This window comes from Lactobacillus sp. UMNPBX4 (assembly GCF_002554115.1).
Lineage (GTDB): Bacteria > Bacillota > Bacilli > Lactobacillales > Lactobacillaceae > Lactobacillus > Lactobacillus gallinarum.
On sequence record NZ_PCZF01000016.1, the window covers coordinates 1 to 25,696 of the forward strand.

Annotated in this window: 21 protein-coding genes; 11 read left to right on the top strand and 10 right to left on the bottom strand. The window is 37.9% G+C overall.

Translation table 11 applies throughout. The features are described 5' to 3' along the window. Nucleotides 1-135: 135 nt before the first annotated feature. From CP355_RS04470 to CP355_RS04490, 5 genes are all read left to right on the top strand, one after another. A complete protein-coding gene (locus tag CP355_RS04470; protein WP_098043993.1) occupies nt 136-576 on the top strand; it encodes a CopY/TcrY family copper transport repressor in 441 nt (146 codons plus the stop codon). A 15-nt stretch (nt 577-591) separates the two neighbouring features. Next, on the top strand, nt 592-969 hold the full coding sequence (locus tag CP355_RS04475; protein ID WP_056945594.1) for a cupredoxin domain-containing protein: 378 nt from the start codon (nt 592-594) through the stop codon (nt 967-969). Beyond that, nucleotides 969-1,256, top strand: a complete 288-nt coding sequence (locus tag CP355_RS04480) for a cupredoxin domain-containing protein (RefSeq protein ID WP_005724722.1) — start codon at nt 969-971, stop codon at nt 1,254-1,256. The genes CP355_RS04475 and CP355_RS04480 overlap by 1 nt, the downstream gene beginning before the upstream one ends. Beyond that, entirely contained in the window at nt 1,256-3,178 is a 1,923-nt protein-coding gene (locus tag CP355_RS04485; RefSeq protein WP_098037155.1) for a copper-translocating P-type ATPase, read from the top strand. Before CP355_RS04480 ends, CP355_RS04485 begins: the two co-directional genes overlap by 1 nt. Before the next feature lie 127 nt (nt 3,179-3,305). Continuing rightward, complete coding sequence (locus CP355_RS04490; RefSeq protein ID WP_098036456.1) at nt 3,306-4,664, top strand: MFS transporter; 1,359 nt, start codon at nt 3,306-3,308, stop codon at nt 4,662-4,664. A 40-nt stretch (nt 4,665-4,704) separates the two neighbouring features. Here CP355_RS04490 and CP355_RS04495 read toward each other — a convergent pair whose 3' ends face one another. The 10 genes from CP355_RS04495 to rpmH all read right to left on the bottom strand — a co-directional run bounded on the left by CP355_RS04495 (nt 4,705) and on the right by rpmH (nt 16,383). Then, a complete protein-coding gene (locus tag CP355_RS04495; protein WP_098043981.1) occupies nt 4,705-4,857 on the bottom strand; it encodes an SPJ_0845 family protein in 153 nt (50 codons plus the stop codon). Nucleotides 4,858-4,921: 64 nt separating this feature from the next. Next, nucleotides 4,922-6,025: a hypothetical protein gene (locus CP355_RS04500; protein ID WP_098043982.1), complete on the bottom strand. Its 1,104-nt coding sequence runs from the start codon at nt 6,023-6,025 to the stop codon at nt 4,922-4,924. Nucleotides 6,026-6,120: 95 nt separating this feature from the next. Beyond that, a complete protein-coding gene (locus CP355_RS04505; RefSeq protein WP_098043983.1) occupies nt 6,121-7,680 on the bottom strand; it encodes a ClC family H(+)/Cl(-) exchange transporter in 1,560 nt (519 codons plus the stop codon). Between the two features lie 100 nt (nt 7,681-7,780). Then, nucleotides 7,781-9,184 (bottom strand): NADP-dependent phosphogluconate dehydrogenase, encoded by a 1,404-nt coding sequence (gndA, locus tag CP355_RS04510; RefSeq protein WP_098043984.1) that lies wholly within the window; start codon nt 9,182-9,184, stop codon nt 7,781-7,783. A 173-nt stretch (nt 9,185-9,357) separates the two neighbouring features. Continuing rightward, nucleotides 9,358-11,166 carry a pyruvate oxidase gene (spxB, locus tag CP355_RS04515; protein WP_098036452.1) on the bottom strand — a complete coding sequence of 603 codons (1,809 nt, stop codon included), beginning with the start codon at nt 11,164-11,166 and terminating at the stop codon, nt 9,358-9,360. A gap of 374 nt (nt 11,167-11,540) precedes the next feature. Continuing rightward, on the bottom strand, nt 11,541-13,439 hold the full coding sequence (gene mnmG / locus CP355_RS04520) for a tRNA uridine-5-carboxymethylaminomethyl(34) synthesis enzyme MnmG (RefSeq protein ID WP_098043985.1): 1,899 nt from the start codon (nt 13,437-13,439) through the stop codon (nt 11,541-11,543). Between the two features lie 9 nt (nt 13,440-13,448). Then, entirely contained in the window at nt 13,449-14,834 is a 1,386-nt protein-coding gene (gene mnmE, locus CP355_RS04525) for a tRNA uridine-5-carboxymethylaminomethyl(34) synthesis GTPase MnmE (protein ID WP_087176518.1), read from the bottom strand. A 110-nt stretch (nt 14,835-14,944) separates the two neighbouring features. After that, nucleotides 14,945-15,841, bottom strand: a complete 897-nt coding sequence (locus tag CP355_RS04530) for a membrane protein insertase YidC (RefSeq protein WP_191451350.1) — start codon at nt 15,839-15,841, stop codon at nt 14,945-14,947. After that, nucleotides 15,822-16,190 (bottom strand): ribonuclease P protein component, encoded by a 369-nt coding sequence (gene rnpA, locus CP355_RS04535; protein WP_087176516.1) that lies wholly within the window; start codon nt 16,188-16,190, stop codon nt 15,822-15,824. The genes CP355_RS04530 and rnpA overlap by 20 nt, the downstream gene beginning before the upstream one ends. A gap of 52 nt (nt 16,191-16,242) precedes the next feature. Then, on the bottom strand, nt 16,243-16,383 hold the full coding sequence (rpmH, locus tag CP355_RS04540) for a 50S ribosomal protein L34 (RefSeq protein ID WP_003549412.1): 141 nt from the start codon (nt 16,381-16,383) through the stop codon (nt 16,243-16,245). Nucleotides 16,384-16,857: 474 nt separating this feature from the next. Here rpmH and dnaA point away from each other — a divergent pair, with 474 nt between their 5' ends. The 6 genes from dnaA (at nt 16,858) to gyrA (ending at nt 25,545) form a co-directional block, all read left to right on the top strand. Further along, on the top strand, nt 16,858-18,225 hold the full coding sequence (gene dnaA / locus CP355_RS04545; protein ID WP_087235770.1) for a chromosomal replication initiator protein DnaA: 1,368 nt from the start codon (nt 16,858-16,860) through the stop codon (nt 18,223-18,225). Nucleotides 18,226-18,381: 156 nt separating this feature from the next. Beyond that, on the top strand, nt 18,382-19,512 hold the full coding sequence (gene dnaN, locus CP355_RS04550) for a DNA polymerase III subunit beta (RefSeq protein ID WP_098043987.1): 1,131 nt from the start codon (nt 18,382-18,384) through the stop codon (nt 19,510-19,512). Between the two features lie 222 nt (nt 19,513-19,734). Then, nucleotides 19,735-19,959, top strand: a complete 225-nt coding sequence (yaaA, locus tag CP355_RS04555) for a S4 domain-containing protein YaaA (RefSeq protein ID WP_025006343.1) — start codon at nt 19,735-19,737, stop codon at nt 19,957-19,959. After that, nucleotides 19,959-21,086: a DNA replication/repair protein RecF gene (gene recF / locus CP355_RS04560; RefSeq protein ID WP_098043988.1), complete on the top strand. Its 1,128-nt coding sequence runs from the start codon at nt 19,959-19,961 to the stop codon at nt 21,084-21,086. Before yaaA ends, recF begins: the two co-directional genes overlap by 1 nt. Continuing rightward, on the top strand, nt 21,087-23,051 hold the full coding sequence (gene gyrB, locus CP355_RS04565) for a DNA topoisomerase (ATP-hydrolyzing) subunit B (protein ID WP_056945597.1): 1,965 nt from the start codon (nt 21,087-21,089) through the stop codon (nt 23,049-23,051). 10 nt (nt 23,052-23,061) lie between these two features. Then, nucleotides 23,062-25,545 (top strand): DNA gyrase subunit A, encoded by a 2,484-nt coding sequence (gyrA, locus tag CP355_RS04570; protein WP_056945598.1) that lies wholly within the window; start codon nt 23,062-23,064, stop codon nt 25,543-25,545. Nucleotides 25,546-25,696: the final 151 nt, after the last annotated feature.

A 25,696-nucleotide genomic window follows, 5' to 3' on the forward strand; every position in this document is an offset into this window, starting at 1 on the left:
AAATGGACTTTTTATTTTCTATCAAGTGTTCAATTTAATTTTACAATCGGCCAATCTTTCTTTTTTTATTGCATCAAAGTTTACAAATATAAATTTAAAGTGTATATTTACATTTGTAAACTAAAGGAGGAGAAAATGGTTAAACTTCAAGAAAATAAAAGCACGATTTCTGATAGTGAGTGGGAAGTCATGCGCATTATTTGGACACTCGAGCCCGTCAGTTCTACCAAAATAATTCAAGAATTGCAGGCAAAAAAGAACTGGTCCGAATCAACAATTAAAACTTTGCTGCGGCGCTTGGTTAAAAAAGAACTGCTTACCACCACAAAAGAAGGCCGGCATTTTATCTACTCTGCTAACGTTAACCAAACCCAAGTGATGACTGAAGCTGCAGAAGAACTACTAAATCGCATGTGCGACATGCACAAAGGCGAAGTTCTATTACAGTTAATCGCCAACTCACCTATTTCAAAGAGTGATTTATCTAAAATAAAAGAAATTATTGCTACTAAAGAAAAAGATGCGCCTTACATGGTGCCATGCAATTGCCTACCAGGCAATGAAAAGATGTGCTAAAAGGAGAAGTTAAAAATGACTATAGCTCAAATCATCACGCTAATTGTAGCGGTTGTCTTAATCGGGTTTATCCTCTGGTGGTTCTTCGGCAAACATCAAGAAGCCGTTGGTACTGCCAGTGTTGATCAAGGCGTTCAAGAAGCAAATATCGTTGTTAAAGGCGGCTATTCCCCTTCTACCGTTGTTTTAAAACAAGGAGTTCCTGCAAAGGTTAACTTCGATATGAATGATTCAACAGCATGTTTGTCTCACGTTGTTTTTGAACAACTTGGTGTTGATAAAGATTTAACTAAGCAAAAAATTACTACTATTGATATTCCCACTGACAAGAAAGGCACTTATAACTTTGCTTGTGGTATGGATATGTTTCATGGAAAGGTTGTTGTTAAATAATGAGTATTTTTTCAAAGAATCAAACTAAAAAAGTTGTTGTTAATGCAGAAAATCATGGTTATAAACCAAACACAGTTACTTTCAAGCAAGGTAAACCAGCTCAATTAAAGTTTATTCCATCAGATAATATGGGCTGCATGAATGAAGTAGTCTCTAAAGATTTAAATTTTGACCAAAAATTAGATGGTAAAAAAGAAGTTACGATTGACATTCCAACTGACAAGCCAGGTACTTACACCTACGCTTGTGGAATGGATATGTTCCGCGGAAAGGTTGTTGTTAAATAATGAAGCTCTCAAATATTAAGCGCTTCTGGATTTCATTTATTTTAGCAATTCCAATGCTAATCCAGATGTTTGCCACGCCATTTCACTGGATGATGCCGGGCTATAATTGGATCGCCTTTATCACGACTACAATCATAATGGCAATTTCTGCTGCGCCTTATTGGAGCAGTGCTTGGTCCGCTTTTAAGCACCATAACGCTAACATGAACACGCTGATAGCCGTTGGTACTTCAATAGCATACTTCTACAGTATCTTCGCCATGTTTACTGGCCGTGAAGTTTATTTTGAAACTGCTGCTTACGTAACCGTCTTCGTTTTACTCGGGGATGCCCTGGAAGAAAAGATGCACAATAACGCTTCAAATGCCTTAGCTAAATTGATTGACCTTCAAGCTAAAGACGCTGAAGTTGAGCGCAATGGCGAGTTTGTTAAGGTACCTCTTGACCAAGTCAAGGTTGGCGATATCATCCGCGTTAAGCCAGGTGAAAAGGTTCCTGTCGATGGTGTAATTGTTAATGGATCATCAACTCTTGATGAATCAATGGTTACTGGTGAAAGTATGCCAGTTACTAAGAAAAAGGGTGACGATGTTGTTGGTTCAACGATCAACACCAATGGTACTTTTACCTTTAAAGCAACTAAGGTTGGTAGCGAGACCATGCTATCTCAGATTGTTGATTTAGTTAAAAAAGCCCAAACCAGTCATGCTCCAATTCAAAATTTGACCGACAAGATCTCTAATATTTTCACACCAGCCGTTTTGATTATTGCTATCCTTACTTTCGTTATCTGGTACATCTTCTTAGGTGCAACGTTAATTAGTGCGATGCTCTTCGCTGTTTCCGTAGTTGTTATTGCTTGTCCTTGTGCTCTTGGGTTAGCCACTCCAACCGCTTTAATGGTTGGTACTGCTCGTAGTGCCAAGATGGGTGTTTTGATTAAAAATGGTGAAGTACTTCAAGAAGTCAGTGACATTAATACCGTTGTTTTCGACAAAACTGGTACGATTACTGTTGGTAAACCGCAAGTTACTAATGTTGTAGGCGATAAAAACAAAGTTTTAGCTATTGCAGCTAGCTTAGAAGAAAATTCCGAACACCCACTAGCAACTGCCGTAGTTAAAACAGCACAAGAAGCCAATATTACAATTAAGCCTGTCAAAAACTTTGCGGCTATCGAAGGCCGCGGGGTTAAGGCTAACTATGATAATCAAGAAGCTTTTGTTGGTAGCGATCGTTTATTAGAAGATATTTCTATTTCCCAGGAAATGAAAGATCAGGCTCTCCAACTTCAAAAAGAAGCAAAAACTGTAGTCTATGTTGGCCTAGGTAATGACATCATTGGCTTAATTGCCATTCAAGATGTACCTAAAGCAAGTTCTAAGCAAGCAATTGCGGAACTTAAAAAGCGTGGTTTAAAGACGGTGATGCTTACCGGTGACAATCAAAATGTTGCCGAAGCTATTGGGCGCGAAGTTGGTATTGATCAAGTTATAGCAGGCGTTTTGCCAACCGAAAAAGCTGCTGAGATTAAGAAATTGCAGGATGAAGGCAATAAAGTAGCATTTGTTGGTGATGGGATCAATGATGCTCCTGCTTTGTCTACGGCTAATGTTGGTATTGCTATGGGATCAGGGACAGATATCGCAATTGAATCAGGTGGTATCGTCCTCGTCCAAAACGATTTAATGGGCGTTGTGAAGGCACTAGAGATTTCTAAGAAGACTTTCAATAGAATTAAATTAAATCTGTTCTGGGCCCTGATTTACAACACTATTGGTATTCCTATTGCTGCCGGCCTGTTTATGGGATTAGGTTTAACTCTTAGCCCAGAACTAGCAGGACTTGCTATGGCCTTCAGTTCAGTTTCAGTTGTAACTAGTTCATTGCTATTGAATAAAACAAAAATTGCAGGTGCTTAATGAACGAAAAACCAGATTTAACATCTGGTTTTTATTTTGTCTTTTTGCAATTTTTTTAATCTTTTGTTAACATTATATTATTGTATTAATAAAGGAGTTGATGAATAAGCAAGCTGTGCTTGCTCTTATGGAAAATAATACCCAAACTACACGCGAAAAAATTATCAAAACTAAAAAGAATTATAAACGTGCTCCGTTGATGCCGGTTCATTTAAGAGTAATGATTGCTGTTATCTTAGGTCAAATAGCCTGTGGCTATGCCTTGGGCATCAGTGGTACAGCACTTTCAAATGCCGCTAAATATATTGACATTAGCGATTTATGGACCGGTTTAATCGGAGCTGGTTCATTGATTGGATTAGCTGGTAGTCTTTTAATAGGACGACTTTCTGATAAAATTGGTCGCCGTCAGTTATTAATGATCAATATGTATATTCTGGCAGGATTAACCCTAATTCACTTATTGACAGCCAATTTATTATTGACCTTCATCATTAGAATCGGAATCGGATTAATGATTGCTGTTGATTATACTGTTGGTAATGCTTTATTAACAGAATGGTTACCTAAAGGTGAGGATAGTAAGCGCCAAAGTCATTTATTGATCTATTGGACAATCGGTTTCATCTTATCCTATATAGTTGGTACTCTCATTACTGGCTTGGGCGCTTATACTTGGCAACTGATTATAGCTACCGGTGCCGTTCCAGCAATTATTACCGCCTTATTCCGAAGTTTCTTTCCGCTTCCCGCTTCTCCTACTTGGCTCGCAAGTAAAGGTAAAGTTAAGAAAGCAAACAAAATCATTAGTAAACACATGGGACACAAATGGCGCTTGCCTAAACGATTTATGAAAAAGAAAGCGCCTAAAGATATTGCCTGGGGAATTTTATTCTCTAAGAAATATTTACGCCGCACTTTAGTTGGTGGTATCTTTTATGCTTGCCAAGCATTTTCATTCTTTGGTATTAGTATTTTCTTACCAATTTTGCTTAGCAGCATGAATATTACAGGTGGCAGCATCTCCGGAATCATTTACAATGGCGGTATGTTTGTCGGCGTTCTATTCGGTATCTTTATTTTTAATAAAATTAGTCGCCGTACATTTTTAGTTGGCAATTTTTTAACTTCAGCTGTTTTAATTGGTATTATGGCTTTAGTACCTGGGTTAGATTCAATGATTAAATTATCCATTTTCACTATTTTTGCGATTATCCTTTCATCAGGATTAGTGCTTGATTACCCATATCCCACTGAATTATTTGGCATTAAAGTACGTGGGACAGGAGTTGGTACGTGCATTACAATTAGCCGTTTTGGTGCAGCCGCTGGTACATTTTTATTACCGGTTCTAACCAATATTGGTGGTGCAAAATTAGCTATGTTAGTTTGTGCAATTGTATTGCTCTTCGCATTTATCGTTTGTCTTATCTGGGCACCAGAAACATCACCGAAATTTATTAAAGCTGAACAAAATAATAATTAATTATCATAAAAAGACAGATGCATCTTCGCATCTGTCTTTTTTACCTCTTATCTTTCTTCTTTTTATCTTTAGAATCCTTATCAAGCAATTCTTCTGGATCCTTGTGTTTTGGCGTCTTTTTTGGATCTGGAACGGTCGCAAAACGATCAAGCATCTTTTGTAAATTATTAGGGTTGTCAAAAGTTAATCCCATAACTCATCTTCCTTTCGTTTTCCTCATTATATAAAAATTAATAAGCTACTAGCAACTTATTTAATTATTTATGATCAATGAAACGCTGCATTTTTATCATTTCTGAGCCAGCCAAATCAACACTAATTAGATCATCATAATTATGGTCACTAATCTCGCCTAAATCATATTCAGTTAAGATTTTTAAATCAAAGCCTTCATCGCCACGATCAGCAATTAAGCCCAATCGATCTGGATAATGATAAATAGAATCACTGATTTTTATCACATGACCATCAGGCCAATTCTCAACTACCTCGGTGATTGACTTTATCGGGCCATTAAGATTAATTGATCGTTCCAAATAGTCAGGATCAAAGCTATGATTTTTCTGTTGCCAATTTACTAAATAATTAAAATAGTTCAGTCTTTCTGATTCTTCCGTAACGTGCGCAACATGACTCCGAGCTATCACGGCAATAGATTCTACTTGTCCCAATTCATTTAAGCTCTCAAGCAAAATATTATCTTCATCATACTTAAGCACTTTGCCAATCACAAAATTACCAAATTGATCATCGAAAGTATAATCAAAATAAATTTCTACTAATTTTAATTCATTAAACTCATAATTTTGCTTTTGCCTCAAATAATGAATAAATAAATTATTATCTATGCTGTTTACGTCAACACAAACAATATCTTGAAGAGGAATAACCGTAGTAAAATGTTCAATAGAAGTGCCGTTCTTTTCTAAAATACGGACTTCTTTTTTATCAAGCTGTGTAATCAAACCAGTGTAAGTTACGCCGGTATCAACCTCAAAAGTTACAAAAGGCTGCGCATCAGCAACATTGATCAGTAAGTCATAAATATCAGTGAAATCCCAGTTCTTTACTGAACTATTTAAGTGCCTCATGTCAAATGGATCCTTAATTTCAGTTGTCGCATAATAATGCAACACTGGTGTGTCGTCCTCTATTTTGGCTATTTGATCTTCCTTGATAAAAACAATTCCGCCTTGATTGCCAGTTTGATCAACTGATTCTAAAACGATCCAACCATGTTCACGTGCCACAATTTGACCAATATAGTAGGAATTTGCATCAATAAAAGTAATGCTCTCATCCCCACCCAAATTATATTTTTCTTGATCAGCATTCAATGTAACTTGCACTAATTTGTTCATGTCTATCCCTCTTTTCTGTATAAGTTCAAGTATCCACTAAGAAACATTTTTCTGCAAGAAAAAAAGCGGCATCTATTGATGCCGCTTAATCTCATTTACCCATCAAGTTCAACGCCTTGCAGCTGTTTCATCTTACTATAAACTACACCACGTTGACTTGAGTCAAATTCTAGAATTAACATATCGCCACCGCGAATAACCGTTTGTCCATTAGGAATAATTTCATCCCCATCACGGCGAATAGTACTTACACGCGTATCTTCAGGCCACTTAATCTCGGATACCTTTTTGTCAACTAATCTAGAGCTCTCATAAACCGGTAGAACCATTCGATCAGCTTGGCCAGTATAATTAACCTTACGATCACTATGCTTGTCCATAGCGGCCGCTAAGAGGCCGTAAATTGGTTTTCCGCCAAGAAGTTCATCAACTAGCAGCGCAATAAATGCTACAACAGCAAGTGGCATTAAATGTAGCAATGAGCCAACCATTTCAGTAATCAAAATAATTGCGGTAAATGGTGCGCGAATAATTGCGGCGAAATAGCCAGCCATTGAAAAGATTACTAAGTTAACTACTAAACGCTGAGGCAATAGTCCAAGTTGAACCATGAACAAACCATAAGTAGCACCAATTAAAGCACCCATGGTCAAAATTGGCAAAAAGATACCACTTGGTAAACCAGAGTCATAGGCCACGATTGAAAAGACAATTCTCATGACATAATAGAACGCCAACAGACCAACTAATCTCCATCCACTTTGTGTAATTATATGGGGCATTGCCAAAATCAAGCGATTACCAGGACCTGTAATTAATGGCCAGAAGTAGGCTATTGGAATTAAGATTGCCAAAGGGATTAAGCCATGAAGCCAGTGAGGCAAAAACGTGATTTTTGCATAAACTTTTTTCAAACTAAACAGTCCGACTTTGTATAAATGGCCTAGAACACCTAATAAGATCCCTAAAATAATCAAGTGCCAATAGAGCACAATTGGGAATGAATGATTATATAAAATTCCAAGCGCTGGATGGATACCGAATAAATTGGAAACCACAAAGTTGGAAGCAATTGCTCCAGCTAATGCATTCATCCAAACAAGTGGAGAGAAATTATGGAAAACTTCTTCTAATACAAACAATGCTCCACTAAGAGGTGCACCAAATGCAGCAGATAGACCACTAGCGGCACCGGTTGCTAACAAAATTCGTGAATTAAGCTTATTTTGCTTAAAGCCTTGGCCTATACCCTGGCCGATGGTTGAACCGAGTTGTAATGAAGGGCCTTCTGGTCCCAAGAACAAGCCTGTACCAATTACCAGAATACCCCCTATTAGCTTACGCCATAAAATTGGGAACCATTGCAGAGATAACTTTCCTTGAAGCTGTAATTTTACTTCAGGAATACCTGATCCTCCAACATGAGGATATTGTTTTACAAAATACCCTGCAATTACGGCTACGGCGATAAAGCCTATAATAATCACAATAAACCATAATGGATTGCTGTGAGCTAATTGAAATAAATGCAGCCAAAAACCTGACGTTTTTTCAATTCCAAATCTAAATAGCCCGACTACTATACCAGTAAAGATACCAACTACTAACGCTTGTAAAAGTAGTTTTATATTGGTTTTATTTCCCTCGTCTTTCATATAACCCTCTCTTTAATTGAACAATCACGACAAACTCTATTGTACAATAAAAAACCAGCTAAGATTTAGCTGGTTTTTGGTTTCATGTGAAACAGATTTATTATTTTTCTTCATACCATTCAGTATGGAATGTACCTTCACGATCATTTCTTTGGTAAGTATGTGCACCAAAGTAGTCACGTTGACCTTGAATAAGGTTAGCTGGTAAATCTGGGTTAAAGATTGATTCTAAGTAGTTAAGAGCTGCACTTAAAGTTGGAGTTGGTACGCCAGCCTTAGTAGCGAATTCAACTGACTTTCTCAAAGCTGGAAGGTTTTCTTCCATTAACTTTCTGAAGTAGTCATCTTGGAACAAGTTCATGAGCTTGTTGCCTTTAGAATACGCATTTTCGATATCTTTAAGCATTGCAGAACGAATAATGCAGCCTGCTTCCCAATCTTGAGCAATTGACTTGTAGCGCAAGTCCCAATCATAAGCTTCGGCAGCCATGGTTAATTGTTGGAAGCCTTGTGCGTATGCGACAGCTTGAGCTAATTGCAAAGTCTTTTCGAATTCATCCACTAAATCGTCAGGAATTGCACCCTTGTACTCAAACTTAGCTTGCTTAATACCGCTCTTCACTGCTAAATGAGCTTGCTTACTCATGAAACGAGCCATAACAGCTTCAGCTACGACAGTTACTGGAGCGCCAAGTGCAACACCGTCTTCAAGCATCCAGTTACCAGTACCCTTGTAAGAAGCAACATTCAAAATGTGGTCAATCACGTGATCTGGAGTCAAATCATCCTTTTGAGCTAATACTTTAGAAGTGATTTCACTAAGGTATGCTTCAACCTTACCATGGTTCCACTTGTCAAAAATTGCGGACATCTCATCATCACTCTTATGAGCAACATCACGAAGTAAGTTGTAAACTTCTGAGAATTCTTGCATGATACCATATTCGATACCATTGTGAACCATCTTTACATAGTGACCAGCACCTTCAGGACCCATGTAGTAGACACATGGCTTGCCTTCCTTGTTCTTAGCAGCAATTGCTTCAAGAATTGGAGCAACCTTTTCATAAGCTGCTTCATCACCACCGGGCATAAGAGCTGGACCGTTAAGGGCACCCTCTTCACCGCCGGACACACCCATACCGATAAAGTGAATACCATGCTTTTCCATTTCATGGTAGCGACGGTTAGTATCGTGGTAGTTTGAGTTACCGCCATCGATTAAAATATCGCCCTTATCCAGCAATGGGAGCAATTTTTGCAAGGTTTGATCCACTGGATCACCAGCCATAATTTGGATCAAAATCTTGCGTGGCTTTTCGAGTGAATTAACAAATTCTTCCCATGTATAACATGGCTTCAACTTATCATCTTCATATTTTGCAAAAGCATCAACTTCTGGTTTATCAATTGAAAAGCCAGAAACTGAGAAGCCGTGATTTCTAACGTTTAAAGCGAGGTTTTTACCCATAACGGATAAACCGATAACGCCGAATTGTTGCATATCTTTAACATCCTCCATTTAATCAAAATTCATCATGTTTTATTATACTTTTTAAAGACAAAAAAGCGAAATTAAAAGACCGCTCTTTAGTCATTCCCTGGGAAATATTGCCACAAAAAAAGCGAGATTTTCATCTCGCTTTTTTGGTCAATTGAATTAAAACTAATTAGAAATTAGTGTTGTGAAGCACCCGAAACTGTATCAGGAGCAGTATCTTCTTCAGGTTCTGATTCTTCATGCTGAGATGCACCTGTTGCAGCGTCAGCTTCCAAACCATACTTTTCAGCAAAGTAGCTGAATGGCTTCAAGTCTTCGGCTTGATACTTCTTGACGAATGCAGGATCGTCAATTGAGTTCAATTCAGTTGAGTAAGGCATTTCGTGGGTGTACTTAACATCAATCAACATTGGGCCATCCATCTTCTTGAATTCGTCAACTGCTTCTTCGAATTCTTTCTTAGTGCGTACAGTAACGCCCTTCACGTTCATACCTTCAGCAACCTTAGCCCAGTCGTTGTCAGGAATAATAACGCCTGATAATGGTTGGTGAGATTCATCCTCTTGTTCAGCTTGAATGTAACCTAAAGTCTCGTTAGTGAAGACAACATTCAAAACATGCATGTTGTAGCGTGCCATAGTGAGTAATTCTTGGTTCATCATAGCAAAGCCACCATCACCAGCTAATTGCCATACTTCACGGTCTGGGTAAACAGTTGCAGCCATTAAGGCAGCTGGAGCACCGTAGCCCATTGTTGCGTGCAAGCCTGAAGTAGTCCACTTTTGATCATCATGCAAGTTCAAAAGACGGCATGAGTCAACGTTAACGTTACCAACATCGATTGCAAAGATAGCATTGTCATCAGCCTTCTTGTTGATTACATCCCAGATTGGCTCTGGACGTACAGGCATTTCATCTGAATTTTTAAAGCTATCTTGCCAAGCATCCCAATTTTCACGGTCTGCAATAGCAGCCTTGTAAAGTGGTGATTCGCTTCTAGTTTCACCAGCGTCAATAATTGCTCTCAATGCCTTCTTAGCATCAGCTAACATTGATACATCAGTTGAGTGACGCTTGCCAAACTTAGCTGGATCAACATCAATTTGAATTACCTTGGCATCCTTAGGGAACCATAATACTGAGAATGGTGAGTTATTGCCAACCCAAACAACTAAGTCAGTTGCACCTTGAACTTCTTGTGCGGCCTTTGGTCCAATACGACCGATGGTACCCATGTATGCTGGAAACTTGTCTTCTACGATACCTTTGCCTAAGTATGATGACATAATTGGAGTCTTGAATTTTTCGGCAAATTCCTTAACTTCATCACCGGCATCTTTAGCGCCTAAACCAATGTACATGGTTGGGTTCTTAGCTTCCTTCAAAAGCTTAACAGCTTCATCAACTGAAGTCTTAGTTGGTGCTGGGTAGTTTGGCTCTGGATGAGCATCCTTGTTTACACGGAAGTTATCCTCAATCTTTTGCCAACCGTAGTCCTTAGGAACGATTAAAACTGCAGGACCTTTTCTTGCGTAGGCTTGACGGATAGCTTCGTCAGTCAATACTGGAATAAGCTCTGGAGTCTTAGCTGAAGCGCACCAAACGCTAGCGTCTAAGAACCATTTATCTTCATCAAAAGCTTGGAAGAAGTCGATATCTTGTCTGCTAGTTGGAACGTTAGCTACAATAGCTACCATTGGTGTCTTATCAAACTTAGCATCGTATAAACCGTTAAATAAGTGAGCAGCACCAGGACCAGCTGAACCGAAACATACACCCAACTTACCTGTTACCTTATATTCTGATGATGCAGCAAGTGCGCCAGCTTCTTCGTGACGTACTTCGATAAATTTCATCTTATCTCTGAAGTCATAGATGGCATTCATACTTGAGTCGAATGAACCACCTGGGAAACCATAGATGTGGTCAATTCCCCAATCATAAATAACTTTAAGCATTGCATCAGAACCATTAATTTTTGTCATTATAAGTACATCTCCTTAACTTTTCGTTTCTTTCATAATGTATTAAAACACATTTTTTCACATTTTTAAAACGTTAAAAGCGTTGTTATTATGCAAATGAAAACGTTTTTTTAAAAATAATCATTTCACAAAGATAGATAAATTTAGACTTATATATCACTCGTTGGTAGCGTTTTCTATTGTGATTTCATGAACATTATTATACTAAAAATCATTTATTTTATATACATTTATTATTACTTATAGTCAAAATTTAAAGAAAAAATTTTTTCTTTTTATTCAATCGTCCATTTTTTAGGTTGCGAGTTATTTCAAAAGGGCATGAAAAAAGCATAGTGGCAGTATTTGTCAACTATGCTTTTTACTTATTCATTTTATTTGTTTACTTTGGAATAGCGACCATTTTGAATATAAACACTCAAGATAGCTAAATCAGCTGGGTTTACCCCCGAAATACGTTCGGCCTGAGCTAAAGTCTCAGGACGAATCTTTTCAAATTTCTGACGAGCCTCAGTTGCTAAGCCCTCAATCATTTCATAATCAATATCAGCTGGAATCTTTTTAGCTTCTTGACGCTTTAAACGAGCAATTCTGGTTTCTTCTTTCTTGATATAGCCCGCATATTTAATCGCAATCTCTACTTGCTCTTTGACATAACGGTCACCATCGATCTTTTCGCCAGTGAGTCGTTCGATATCATCGATCTTAACATGTGGACGGCGTAAGAAGACGTCTGCCTTTACGCCGGCTTTCATTGGTTCCTGGCCGATACTCTTCAGATATTGCTGAACATCATCAGTCAAGTGAACCGTAATTTCATGCAATCTAGCTTTTGCATCCCTAATAGCTTGCTTCTTTTCTTCGAACTTCTTATAGCGTTCATCAGAAATCAAACCAAGCTGGTGACCATATTCGGTCAAACGCAAATCTGCATTATCATGACGCAAAATTAAGCGATACTCAGCGCGACTCGTCAACAAACGATATGGTTCATTAGTACCCTTAGTTACCAAATCATCAATCAAAACACCGATATAAGCATCGTTTCGTCCCAAGGTAAAGCCAGGCTTGTCTTGCGCACTTAGTGCAGCGTTAATCCCAGCAATCAAACCTTGACCAGCGGCTTCTTCATAGCCTGACGTACCATTCATCTGTCCAGCAGTAAATAAGTGCTTGATGTTCTTAGTCTCAAGAGTGTGCTTCAATTGCCATGGTTCAACCACATCATATTCAATTGCATAACCTGGGCGCATCATCTCAGCGTGTTCAAGTCCCGCAACTGAGTGAACCATTTTAAGCTGAATTTCTTCAGGCATTGAAGTTGAAAAGTCGCCTACATAAACTTCTTTAGTAGTTCTACCTTCTGGTTCAAGGAAAATTTGATGACGATCTTTATCGGCAAAACGAACCACCTTATCTTCAATAGAAGGACAATAACGAGGGCCCACACCCTTGATAATCCCACTAAACATTGGTGCTCGATCAAGATTATCACGAATAATTTCATGGGTACCGTTGTTGGTGTAAGTCATCCAGCAAGAGATTTGATTCTTTAAATAGTCAACGTCTTTACTTTCATATGAGAAATGACGAGGAGTTTTATCACCAGGCTCTTCTTCAGTCTTGGAGTAGTCAATCGTATTACCGTTAACACGTGGAGGAGTACCAGTCTTAAAACGACGAAGCTTAAAACCAAGTTTTTCAAGGTTTTCTGACAACTTGATTGAAGGAGTTGTGTTGTTAGGACCTGAAGAATAAGTAAGTTCACCAATAATAATTTTGCCGCGTGCTGCAGTACCGGTAGTCAACACAACGCTTTTAGCATGGTATTTTGCACCTGTATTGGTAATTACACCTTTGCAAACGCCGTCTTCTACTACTAATTGATCTACAATTGCCTGACGCAAAGTTAAATTAGGCGTATTTTCAATAGTATCCTTCATATGCTCATGATATTGCCACTTATCAGCTTGGGCACGAAGAGCACGTACGGCTGGACCCTTACCGGTATTCAACATTCTCATTTGAATATAAGTAGCGTCAATGTTTTTACCCATTTGTCCGCCCAAAGCGTCAATTTCACGAACCACAGTCCCTTTAGCAGGACCACCAACTGATGGGTTACATGGCATAAAGGCAACCATATCCAAACCAATAGTCACAAGCAAGGTCTTTTGCCCCATATGTGCACTTGCCAATGCTGCTTCACACCCTGCGTGACCTGCTCCAACAATAATTACATCATATTCATTTGAATCATATGTTTTAATCATATTCTTCCCCTACTTTCCTAAACAGAATTGACTAAACAATTGCGTTACCAGTTCATCTGGCGCGCTTTCTCCAGTGATTTCGCCTAAAGTATCCCAAGCTCCAGTGAAATCAATTTGCGCGATATCTACTGGGATGCCATCATCAACTGCTTGCACTACATCCTGCAATTCTTTTTTAGCCTTAGCTAAAAGTGATGTTTGACGCTGGTTAGTAACCATTACTTGATCATTAGAATTTTCGATACCAGCAAAGAATAGTTTATTGATTAATTCTTCTAATTTATCAAGATTTTGCTCTTTCAAAATTGAGGTTAAAATAACGTCGCTGCCAGTTTGCTTCTTCATTTCATCAACTGTTATCTTTTGTCCTAAATCAGACTTATTCAAGACAATAATTCTCTTTTTGTTCTTAGTTTCTTCAATTAAAGCTCTATCTTCAGCTGTTAATTCTTGACTAGCATCTATCAACAAAAGTACTAGATCAGCACGATCTAGCGCCTTCTTTGATCTTTCTACCCCGATTTTTTCAACCTTATCGTCTGTATGGTGAATTCCGGCAGTATCAATTAATTCTAGCGGTACTCCTTTTACAGACACATATTCTTCAAGGGTATCTCTAGTGGTTCCGGCTACATCGGTTACAATTGCTTTATCACTTTGAGTCAAATAATTAAGCAATGATGACTTACCCACATTAGGGCGTCCAACAATTGCAGTCGCAAGACCATTACGCAAGATTTTACCCTCTTGTGCAGTCTTCAACAGTCGATCTATTTTCTTAATTACTGATTTAGCAGTATCAGACATTTGCTTGGCAGTAACAGTATCGGCATCATACTCTGGATAATCAATATTTACCTCTACATTAGCCAGAGTATCCAAAATCTCCTGTCTCATAGCTTGAATTTTATGCAAAAGCCCCCCAGCAAGCTGCCCTACAGCGACCTGACGTGCTTTATCTGTTTTAGCACGAACAATGTCCATCACACTTTCAGCCTGAGTTAAATCAATTCTGCCATTAACAAAGGCACGCTTAGTAAATTCACCCGGATCAGCCATACGAGCGCCATGACTTAATAAAAGTTGCAAAATATGATTTGTAACTACGATCCCACCGTGACAATTGATTTCAACAATATCCTCACGCGTAAAAGTCTTGGGCGCACGCAATACTGTGACCATTGATTCATCGATAGTTTTACCAGTATCAGGATCAATAATATGACCATAGTGAATAGTATGTGTTGGTACTTTAGTCAAATCTGCACCTTTAAAAACTTCATTAGCAATTTTAACTGCATCTTCACCCGACATCCGTACAATGGAAATTCCGCCTTCGCCAATAGGGGTGGAAATTGCAGCAATTGTATCGAACTCTGTTAAAGTTTGAGCCATAATTTCACCTTTTCTTAATAAAAAAAGTGCATTATACCACCACGAATAAACATGATGGATAAAGCACTTTGACTACTTTATCTAAAAATCATTTTAGATTGATATTCTTTTTATCTCTTTTTGCGTCCTAAACGCTTGTAAGTTTTTCTTATCTTACGTTTACGTTCGCGCTCGGCTTCTGCCTTAGCCTCTTGCTCTCTCTTAAATTTAATAGGATTTTGCAAGATAAAGGTCTGAACTGCCTGGAATAAGTTGGAAATAACCCAGTAAAGTGTAATTGCTGATTGGAAGTTCAATGCCATTACACCTACCATGATTGCCATTCCGTAAGTCATTACCTTTGTCATCCCATTTTGAGCTGACTTAGGCGTAGCTAACTGACTAATGTAGGTAGACAAGAAAGTGAAAACCATTGCCAAGATCGGCATTATGTAATAAGGATCCGGTTTACTCAAATCCATCCACAAAAAGCGACCAGTTTGCAACTGTGGCGTACGTAAAATCGCGCCATACAAAGCATACATAACAGGCAATTGGATCAAAACGGGTAAACATCCAGTATACGGATTTACTCCTGCTTCCTTATATAGTTTATTAGTTTCTTGTTGTAATAGTGTCCTTGATTCAGTGTCACGTCCTGGATATTTCTTACGTAACTCATTAATTTGTGGTTGAATGCCTTGCATCTTTGTTGTGCTTCGAATAGAAATAGCATTCAAAGGCAACAAGATAACACGAACAATAATGGTAAAGACAATAATTGCCCATCCATAGCTATTGCCCATTAACTTAGCTAACCACAAAATGAAAGCTGACATGTAATAAACAATCCATCTGTCCCACCAATTGCCACTGTTATGTGAAACTGGTGCAACATGACCGTTTGCACCTTGAGTCGCACATCCTGTCAAAACGACAGCAAGTGTAATCAAAGCTAAAACGGCAATAAGACGTTTGACATTTCTCTTGGTCAGAATGTCCTTCAATCTAATTTTCCTCAACTTCATCTGGCATTTCTTCAATAATATGAGCCAAAGCTAATGCATGAAGCAAGTTTTTTCGTACTTTGACCATATCAAAATTACGAGCATAAGGCCGGGTAATGATTAAAAAATCAGCATGTGGATCAATCTCCAACTTTTTTTCATCAATTACGGCCCGAATATAACGCTTGAGTCGATTACGTGCAACTGCAGTATGCCCAACCTTCTTGCCAACAGAAATACCTACACGAAAGTGCCTGTTTTCTGCTTTTTCTACCTTATAGATGACAAAAGCACGGTTAGCTACTGAATTACCAGACTCGAAAACTTGCTGGAAATCTTTTTCAGATTTTACTCGATAAGACTTTCTCAAAACGTTTCATTCCACTCTATGTAGACTAAAAAAACCACTGGGATTCAGTGGTTTAAGCAGATAAGACTTTTCTACCCTTTGCGCGGCGTCTTGCTAAAACCTTACGGCCATTTGATGTGCTCATACGCTTCATAAAACCATGAACACGTGAACGGTGACGCTTCTTAGGTTGGTAAGTTCTCTTAGTTGTCATTGTAAACTGCACCTCCATAAAATCTTTGTGCTAAATACACAATTTCTTATTAAGAATAGCACGAATAGCCGCAAAAACCAAGTATTTATTTAAAAAAGCATTCATGATTCATTCAAAAATAAATCCCTTAAACAGCATTTTTATGTGGATAAAAAAATAAATATTTTTTCACACGAAATAATTCACAAGATAATTCCCAATGTTTTCCACATCCCACAGGGTGTTAAAAATTAAATTCACACCATGTGGATAACGCATATGGTAATGCGCTTAAATTATTGCTACAATAGCAAAAGTAATCCACATGTCAACTGTGCATAAATTAACCTTTTGATTTGTATCATGTCAAAATGTGCATATTAGTATTAAAATAATCCACAGGCTGTTAATCATGTTAATTACTTTTACTCTTGTGGAAAACTTTTATATAAAATGATACACTTAATGTGCTTTTTACTATTGGGGGAATGCACATTGTTCGACATTGAAAAATTCTGGCAACATTTTAACGATGAGATGCGGGCTCGTTTTAATGAAGTTGCTTATAATGCATGGTTTAAAAATACTAAGCCTATTTCTTACAATAAAAATACACATGAATTGAAAATCTTAGTTCAAAATCCTGTTGCAAAGGGGTATTGGGAGAAAAATTTATCTTCACAACTGATTCAATCGGCCTATGGTTACGCCGGAATTGAAATATTACCTGTATTTCAGATAACTGAAAATAACGAAAGTCCTGAACGGATCGTCACACCCGAGCCCAAACATGATATTCAACTACAACAAGAAAAAAGAGCACCTAGACAATTCACCAAAAATTTAAAATTAAACGAAAAATATACCTTTGATAATTTCGTTCAAGGTGAGGGAAACAAATTAGCTGCCGGCGCCGCATTGGCTGTAGCAGACAGTCCTGGTAGCTTTTACAATCCACTCTTTATTTTTGGTGGTGTTGGTCTTGGAAAAACACACTTAATGCAGGCAATCGGTCACCAAATGTTAGCCGAACGTCCTAATGCAAAAGTAGTCTATATACAGAGTGAAACTTTCGTTAATGATTTTATTAATTCCATAAAAAATAAAACGCAAGACCAATTCCGCGAAAAATACAGAACTTGTGACTTGCTGTTAGTCGACGATATTCAATTTTTTGCAAAAAAAGAAGGTATTCAAGAAGAATTCTTCCATACCTTTGAGACTCTATATAATGATCAAAAGCAAATCGTGATGACCAGTGATCGCTTACCAACTGAAATTTCCGATTTGTCCGAGCGTTTAGTTTCTCGATTTACATGGGGGTTACAGGTTGAAATTACACCTCCAGATCTTGAAACACGAATTGCAATTTTACGCAAGAAGGCAGAAGCAGAGGGCTTAGTCATTGATGACAACACTCTCGATTACATAGCCTCACAAGTAGACACTAATATTAGAGAACTTGAAGGTGCACTTGTTAAAGTTCAAGCATATGCAACTATTGAAAAAGCAGACATAAATACAAATTTAGCTCGAGAGGCTCTTGTTGATCTAAAATTAGTCCAAAAAAATCGCGGGTTACAGATATCTAAAATCCAGGAAGTAGTCGCAAATTATTTCCAAACTTCAACTGCCGAATTAAAGGGTAAAAAGCGTGTACGGCAGATTGTAGTACCAAGGCAAATAGCGATGTACTTATCTCGTGAGTTAACTGATGCTAGTCTACCAAAAATTGGACAAGAATTTGGCGGCAAAGATCATACCACGGTAATGCATGCATATGATAAAATCGATAAGCAAATAAAAACGGATACAGAAATAAAAAGTGCTGTGTTTGATTTGAAACAAATGCTTGAGCATTAATTATCCACTGTGGATAACTTTAAGAGTTTTACACATAGTTTTTAACCGTTTAAATTCCGTTATTTTAAGGCTTCTACTGAGTTTTCAACAAAATTCACAGGCCCTACTACTACTAATTAAATATATAATTAATATAAATAACTTAGGAGGACAACAATGAAATTTACAATTAATCGTAATCTGTTTATAGAAAACTTGAACAATGTAATGCGGGCTATTTCCTCAAGAGCAACTATTCCTATTCTTAGTGGTATTAAGTTGGACTTGACTGAAACAGAATTAACCTTAACAGGTAGCGATACAGACATTTCAATTGAAATAAAGATACCTGTAAACGAAGACTTAAATGTGGAATCTACAGGTTCAATTGTTCTGCCTGCTAGATTCTTCAGTGAAATTGTTAAGAAATTACCAGGTAAAGACTTTTCATTTGAAGTAAAAGAAAGTTTCCAAACTCAAATCGTATCTGAAAATAGTGAATTTACAATTAATGGCTTAGATGCAAATAATTATCCACGTTTACCTGAAATCCCTGATAATGCCGCATTTACTATTTCTGGCAAAACTTTCCGTGAAATTATTAATGAAACGCAATTTGCTACATCTAACGATCAAACGAGAGCTATTCTTACAGGTGTTCGTTTCTTCTTTAATCCAACCAACATTAAGGCAGTCGCAACTGATTCTCACCGTTTATCACAGAGAACTATTACTTTAGAAAACGGACCTCAAGCAGAAACCGATCTGATTATCCCTGGTAAAAGTTTGCAAGAATTAGCTAGAATTATTGGAGAAACTGATCCAGAAGTAAAAATTTGCCCTGGTGATAACCAAGCATTGTTTGTAATTGGCAATCTTTCATTCTATTCACGTTTGCTTGATGGCAATTATCCTGACACTGATCGTTTAATTCCAACTGAAAAAACTACTAGTGTTGAATTTGATATTTCAGAATTATCTAGTGCACTTGAACGTGCAAGTTTGTTAACACACGCGGGCCGCAATAACGTAGTAACTTTAACTTTGGATACTACGAACCAAACTGCAAAGTTATCTGGTAAATCCGCAGAAATTGGTAATGTAGAAGAAGATGTAAGTTTCAGGAACTTGGAAGGAAATGACTTACAAATTTCATTCAACCCTGATTACATGCGTGATGCACTTAGAGCTTCTATTACCGATTCTGTAGTAATGAGTTTTACTAAGCCACTGCGTCCATTCGTCATTAATCCAGATAAAGATGATATTGAATTTGTTCAATTAATTACACCAGTTAGAACCTACTAATTAAGTACACAAAATTTAGGTATTAAAAAACTGCCCCATCGTGGGCAGTTTTTATTTGTTTTTCTGTTAAATGCTAAAAATCGATGCTCTAGTATTTTTTATTCGGGATAGTGTGATCAGGTTATTTGCAAAAAAAACGCAGAAAACGCCTTAAATAGCGGTTTAAGTTTGTTATTTGTTATGAAAACTAATATAATTATATAGGTAAAAAGAGTATTGAAGGTGAACATCATCAAATATTTTACAATTGTTGGCGACTGTATAACTTTAGGGCAATTCCTTAAAGAAGAGAGCGTTGTTTCGTCAGGCGGGCAAGCTAAATTTTATCTCCAAGATAATCCAGTAACTTTAAATGGAGCACTTGAGAATCGTAGAGGTAAAAAAATTCGCGTTGGAGATCATTTGCTAGTTAATGGGCAAGAATATGAATTTCGGCGGGAAGAGTAATGTATCTTGATCATTTTGTAGTTCAAAATTTTCGTAATTTAAAAAAGCTTGATATCGATTTTGATCCTAACGTCAATATTTTTATTGGCAAAAATGCGCAGGGAAAAACCAATCTTTTGGAAGCAATCTATTTTTTAGCGTTGACTAGATCCCATAGAACCAATTCTGATAAAGAATTAATAGGTTTTGGTGGCGAATACACCAATTTGCTTGGTCATGTGCAAAAAAGCCAGGTTGATCTAACATTGCGTGTTTTGATCACCCAAAAGGGTAAAAAAGTATGGATTAATCGTGTTGAGCAAGCTAAGTTATCGAAGTACGTTGGCCAATTAAATGCAATTTTATTTTCTCCGGAGGATTTGGAGTTGATAAAGGGTGCTCCAGCCTTGCGGAGAAGATTTATGGACCAAGAATTCGGTCAAATAAATGCGGAATATTTATACTTTGCTAGTAAGTATCGGCAAGTTTTGCTTCAAAAAAATAATTATTTAAAGCAACTTACCAAAGGAAAAACAAATGATCAGGTCTTTTTAGATGTATTGTCAGATCAGCTTGCAGGTATTGCTGCAGAAGTGATTTTTCGTCGTTTTAAGTTTTTGCGATATTTAAGTCACTATGCTAGCGATGCATATGCACATATCAGTTTGGGTGGTGAGAAGCTAGCAATAGCGTACCACCCATCTGTTTCTACTATTGAAGCGGATGATACTGTTGAAGAGATTTATCAAAAAATACTAGCAAACTTTGAACGCAATAAAGCGATTGAAATGCGGAAGGGTACTACTACGTCTGGACCGCACCGAGACGATATTGAGTTTAAGCTCGATGGTAAAAATGCCCATTTATATGCTTCCCAGGGACAGCAACGTTCCATTGCTTTAAGTGTAAAGTTGGCAGAAATTCAGTTGATCCATCAATTAACTGATGAATATCCATTGTTGTTATTAGATGATGTGATGAGTGAGCTAGATCACACTCGTCAAAGTGCACTCCTTAATTATATTCATGGAAAGACTCAGACCTTTATCACTACAACAGATCTGGAAGGAATTTCCTGGGAAATAATTAAGAAGCCACGTGTGTACCACATTCAATCTGGCAAAATTAGTTTTGAGAAGGAGAATTAAATGGCTGATAATTCAAAGAAAAATCTTGATAAGGTCAAAAAATATGAAAAAGAGGCCGACAAGTATAATGCCAGTCAAATTCAAGTCTTAGGCGGCCTGGAGGCTGTTCGTAAGCGACCAGGTATGTATATCGGTTCGACTAGTTCTCAGGGATTGCACCACTTAGTGTGGGAAATTATTGATAACAGTATTGATGAACGACTTGCTGGTTTTGCTACCAAGATTGAAATTACTGTTAATGAGGATGGTAGTGTTACTGTTCAAGATGATGGTCGTGGTATCCCAGTAGATATTCAGAAAAAGACAGGTCGTCCAGCATTAGAGACTGTATTTACTGTACTTCACGCCGGTGGCAAATTCGGCGGTGGCGGATACAAGGTATCAGGTGGTTTGCACGGTGTTGGTGCATCTGTTGTAAATGCTTTGTCCACTAAGCTTGATGTAACTGTCATGCGTGATGGTAAAAAGTATTTCATTGATTTTGATCACGGCCGTGTTAAGGATGATATGAAACAAATTGGTACTGTGCCACTTGATCAACATGGTACTATTGTTCATTTCTATCCAGATCCTGATATTTTTACTGAAACTACTACTTTTGATGACAAGATCTTAAAGAATAGAATTCGTGAACTTGCATTTTTAAACAAGGGATTAAAGCTTACTTTTACTGATAAACGTAAAGATAGTGCTGAAACCGACGTATACAAGTACGAAGGAGGTATTAAAGAATACGTTGCCTTTTTGAACAAAGGACAAGAAGTATTATTTGATGAACCAATCTATGTTGAAAGTACTTATAACGGTATTGATGTGGAAGTTGCTTTGCAATATACAAATGGCTATAAGACCACTTTGATGACTTTCGCTAATAATATCCACACCTATGAAGGTGGGATGCACGAGGCTGGTTTTAAGACTGCTTTAACTCGTGTAGTCAACGACTATGCGCACAAGGCTAAGATCTTAAAGGATAAGGATGACAATCTTTCTGGTGAAGATATCCGTGAAGGAATGACAGCTGTTGTTTCAGTTAAGCACCCAAGTCCTCAGTTTGAAGGTCAGACCAAGACTAAGTTGGGTAACTCAGATGCTAGAACAGCAGTAGATAAGTCATTCTCTGAGACTTTTAGCCGTTTCTTAATGGAAAATCCATCTGTTGGACGCAAGATTGTGGAAAAGGGACAACTTGCTGAACGTGCTAGAACAGCTGCTAAGCGTGCGCGTGAAGTTACCCGTAAAAAGTCCGGTTTGGAAATTGCAAACTTGCCAGGTAAATTAGCTGACAATACCAGTAATGATCCAAGTATTTCTGAATTATTTATCGTTGAGGGTAATTCAGCCGGTGGTTCAGCAAAACAAGGTAGATCTCGTTTGACCCAAGCAATTTTGCCAATCAGAGGTAAGATCTTGAACGTTGAAAAAGCTTCAATGGATCGTATTTTAGCTAACCAAGAAATCAGATCTTTATTTACAGCTTTGGGTACAGGCTTTGGTGCAGATTTTGATGTGTCTAAGGCTCGTTACCATAAGTTAATTATCATGACTGATGCCGATGTCGACGGTGCTCACATTAGAACTTTGCTTTTGACGCTGTTTTACAATTACATGCGTCCAATGATTGAAAAGGGATATGTATACATCGCTCGTCCACCTCTGTATCAGGTTCGTCAGGGTAAGGTAATTAAATATCTTGATACTGATGAAGAATTGCATGATTACTTAGGTAGTTTGCAACCAAGTCCTAAGCCAGTTGTACAGCGTTACAAGGGGTTAGGTGAAATGGACCCAGAACAATTATGGGAAACTACTATGAATCCAGAAAATAGACGTTTGGATCGAGTAAGTCCTGAATATGCCAAGGATGCGGATGCAGTCTTTGAACTTTTAATGGGTAATGAAGTTGCTCCAAGACGTGACTTTATTCAAAAGAATGCTAAATATGTTGAAAATTTGGATGCATAGGAGAGGTTAGATGGACGATAATCAAACTCAAGATCGTAGAATTAGAAACGTCGATTTAACTAGCATGATGCGTAGTTCATTCCTGGACTATGCAATGTCAGTTATTGTAGCTCGTGCTTTGCCTGATGTTCGCGATGGTTTGAAGCCTGTACAGCGTCGTATTCTTTATGGAATGAGCGAATTAGGTGTTACGCCTGATAAGCCATACAAGAAAAGTGCCAGAATTGTTGGGGAAGTTATGGGTAAATTCCACCCACACGGTGACTCATCAATTTATTTAGCTATGGCGCACATGGCACAAGACTTTTCATACCGTTACATGTTAGTTGATGGTCACGGTAACTTCGGTTCTGTTGATGGAGACGAACCAGCCGCAATGCGTTATACCGAAGCAAGAATGAGCAAAATCGCTGTTGAAATGCTTCGTGATATCAATAAAAACACAATCGACTGGCAAAGAAACTATGATGATACTGAAAATGAACCAGTAGTATTGCCAGCTAGAATTCCTAACTTGTTAGTTAACGGTGCTAACGGTATTGCTGTTGGTATGACAACTAATATCCCACCTCATAACTTGAGCGAAGTAATTAGTGGTTTGCACATGTTGATGAAAAATCCTGATGCCACTACTAAGGATTTGATGAAGGTTATTCCAGGCCCTGATTTCCCAACTGGTGGAATTATTATGGGTCGCGGTGGAATTTATCGTGCTTATGAAACTGGTAAGGGCAACATCGTTGTACGTGCCAAAACGAATATCGAAACAGAAAAGAGTGGCCGTGAAAGAATTATTGTTAGCGAAATTCCTTTCATGGTTAATAAGGCTGAATTAGTTAAGAAGATTGCTGACTTAGCACGTGAAAAGATCATCGATGGAATTACTGGTGTTCGTGATGAATCTGACCAGACTGGTATGCGAATTACTATTGATATTCGTAGGGATGCCAGTGCCAGTGTTGTTTTGAATAATTTGTTCAAACAAACTCAAATGCAGGCTAACTTCGGCATGAACATGGTTGCCATTGTTGATGGTGCACCACACTTCTTAACTTTGAAGCAAATGTTGCAATATTACTTGGACCACCAAGAAGATGTTGTAACTCGTAGAACCAAGTTCGAATTAGCTAAGGCTGAGGCTAGAGCCCATATTCTTGAAGGGTTGCGAATTGCTCTAGATAATATTGATGAAATTGTTCATATTATCCGTAACAGTCAATCAAGTGATATCGCTAAGGCAACTTTAATTAGTCGCTTCGGTCTTGATGATAAGCAATCTCAAGCAATTTTGGATATGCGTCTTGTACGTTTAACAGGCTTGGAACGAGATAAGGTTGAGGCCGAATATAGAGAGTTGCAAGCTAAGATTGCCGATTACAAAGATATTTTGGCTAAGCCTGAACGGATCGATAAGATTATTTATGATGAATTATTAGATATCCAAAAGCGCTTTGGTGATAAGCGTAGAACCGAAATTGGTGCTAGCGAAGTTGTTTCAATTGAAGATGAAGATTTAATTGAAAAACAAAATATTCTTTTGACTGTAACTCACAATGGTTACATCAAGAGAATGCCAATTCAAGAATTTAAGACCCAAAACCGTGGTGGTAAAGGTATTAAGGGTATGGGTGTTCAAGATGGTGACTTTATCGAACACTTAATTTACTCAAGTACACATGACATGCTTTTGTTCTTTACTAATGCGGGTAAAGTTTACTCAAAGAAGGCATATGAAATTCCAGAATATGGTCGTATGGCCAAGGGATTGCCAGTAGTTAACTTGCTCCAATTAGAGAAGGGCGAAAAGGTTCAAACAGTTATCAACATTCCTGAAAATGCGGATGATAACTACTTGTTCTTTATCACCAAGATGGGAACAGTTAAGCGTACCCACGTTAGCGAATTTTCTAACATTAGAAACAGTGGTTTGATTGCCCTTACTCTCCGTGATGGGGATGAATTGAGCAACGTTTTGACCACTGATGGCAACCAAAACATTTTGATCGGTACTCACTCGGGTTATGCCGTTACCTTCAAGGAAAGCGACGTTCGTGCTATGGGTAGAACTGCTGCGGGTGTACGCGGAATTAACTTACGTGATCATGATTATGTAGTTGGTTCTGGTGTATTAGGTGCAGACGACCAGGTATTAGTCATTTCTGAAAAAGGCTACGGTAAACGTACTCCAGCTGCAGAATATCCAGTTAAGGGCCGTGGTGGTAAAGGTATCAAGACTGCTAATATCACTGAAAAGAATGGCCTACTTGCTGGCGTAATCGTTATTAGTAAGGGCAAGGACATCATGGTTATCACTACTGATGGTATTATGATCCGCTTTAAGACAAAGGATGTTTCTCAAACTGGACGTAGTACTATGGGTGTTCGCTTGATTAAAGTTAACGACGATAGTCAAGTCGCAAGTTTGACCATTGTTCCATCTGAAGCTGATCAAGATCAAGTTGATGATGAAGATGACAATGACGATAATGAGTAATTAATTAAAAAATCAAAAAATTTGAAGTTTTAAAAAAATTATCAAACTTTTTTGCGTAATAAATAATGAACAGTAAAAAACTATTTAGGATCACGTGAAAAACTGTTTGGTAATTTTTTATTTATATGCTAGAATTAGAAATTGCGAGTAA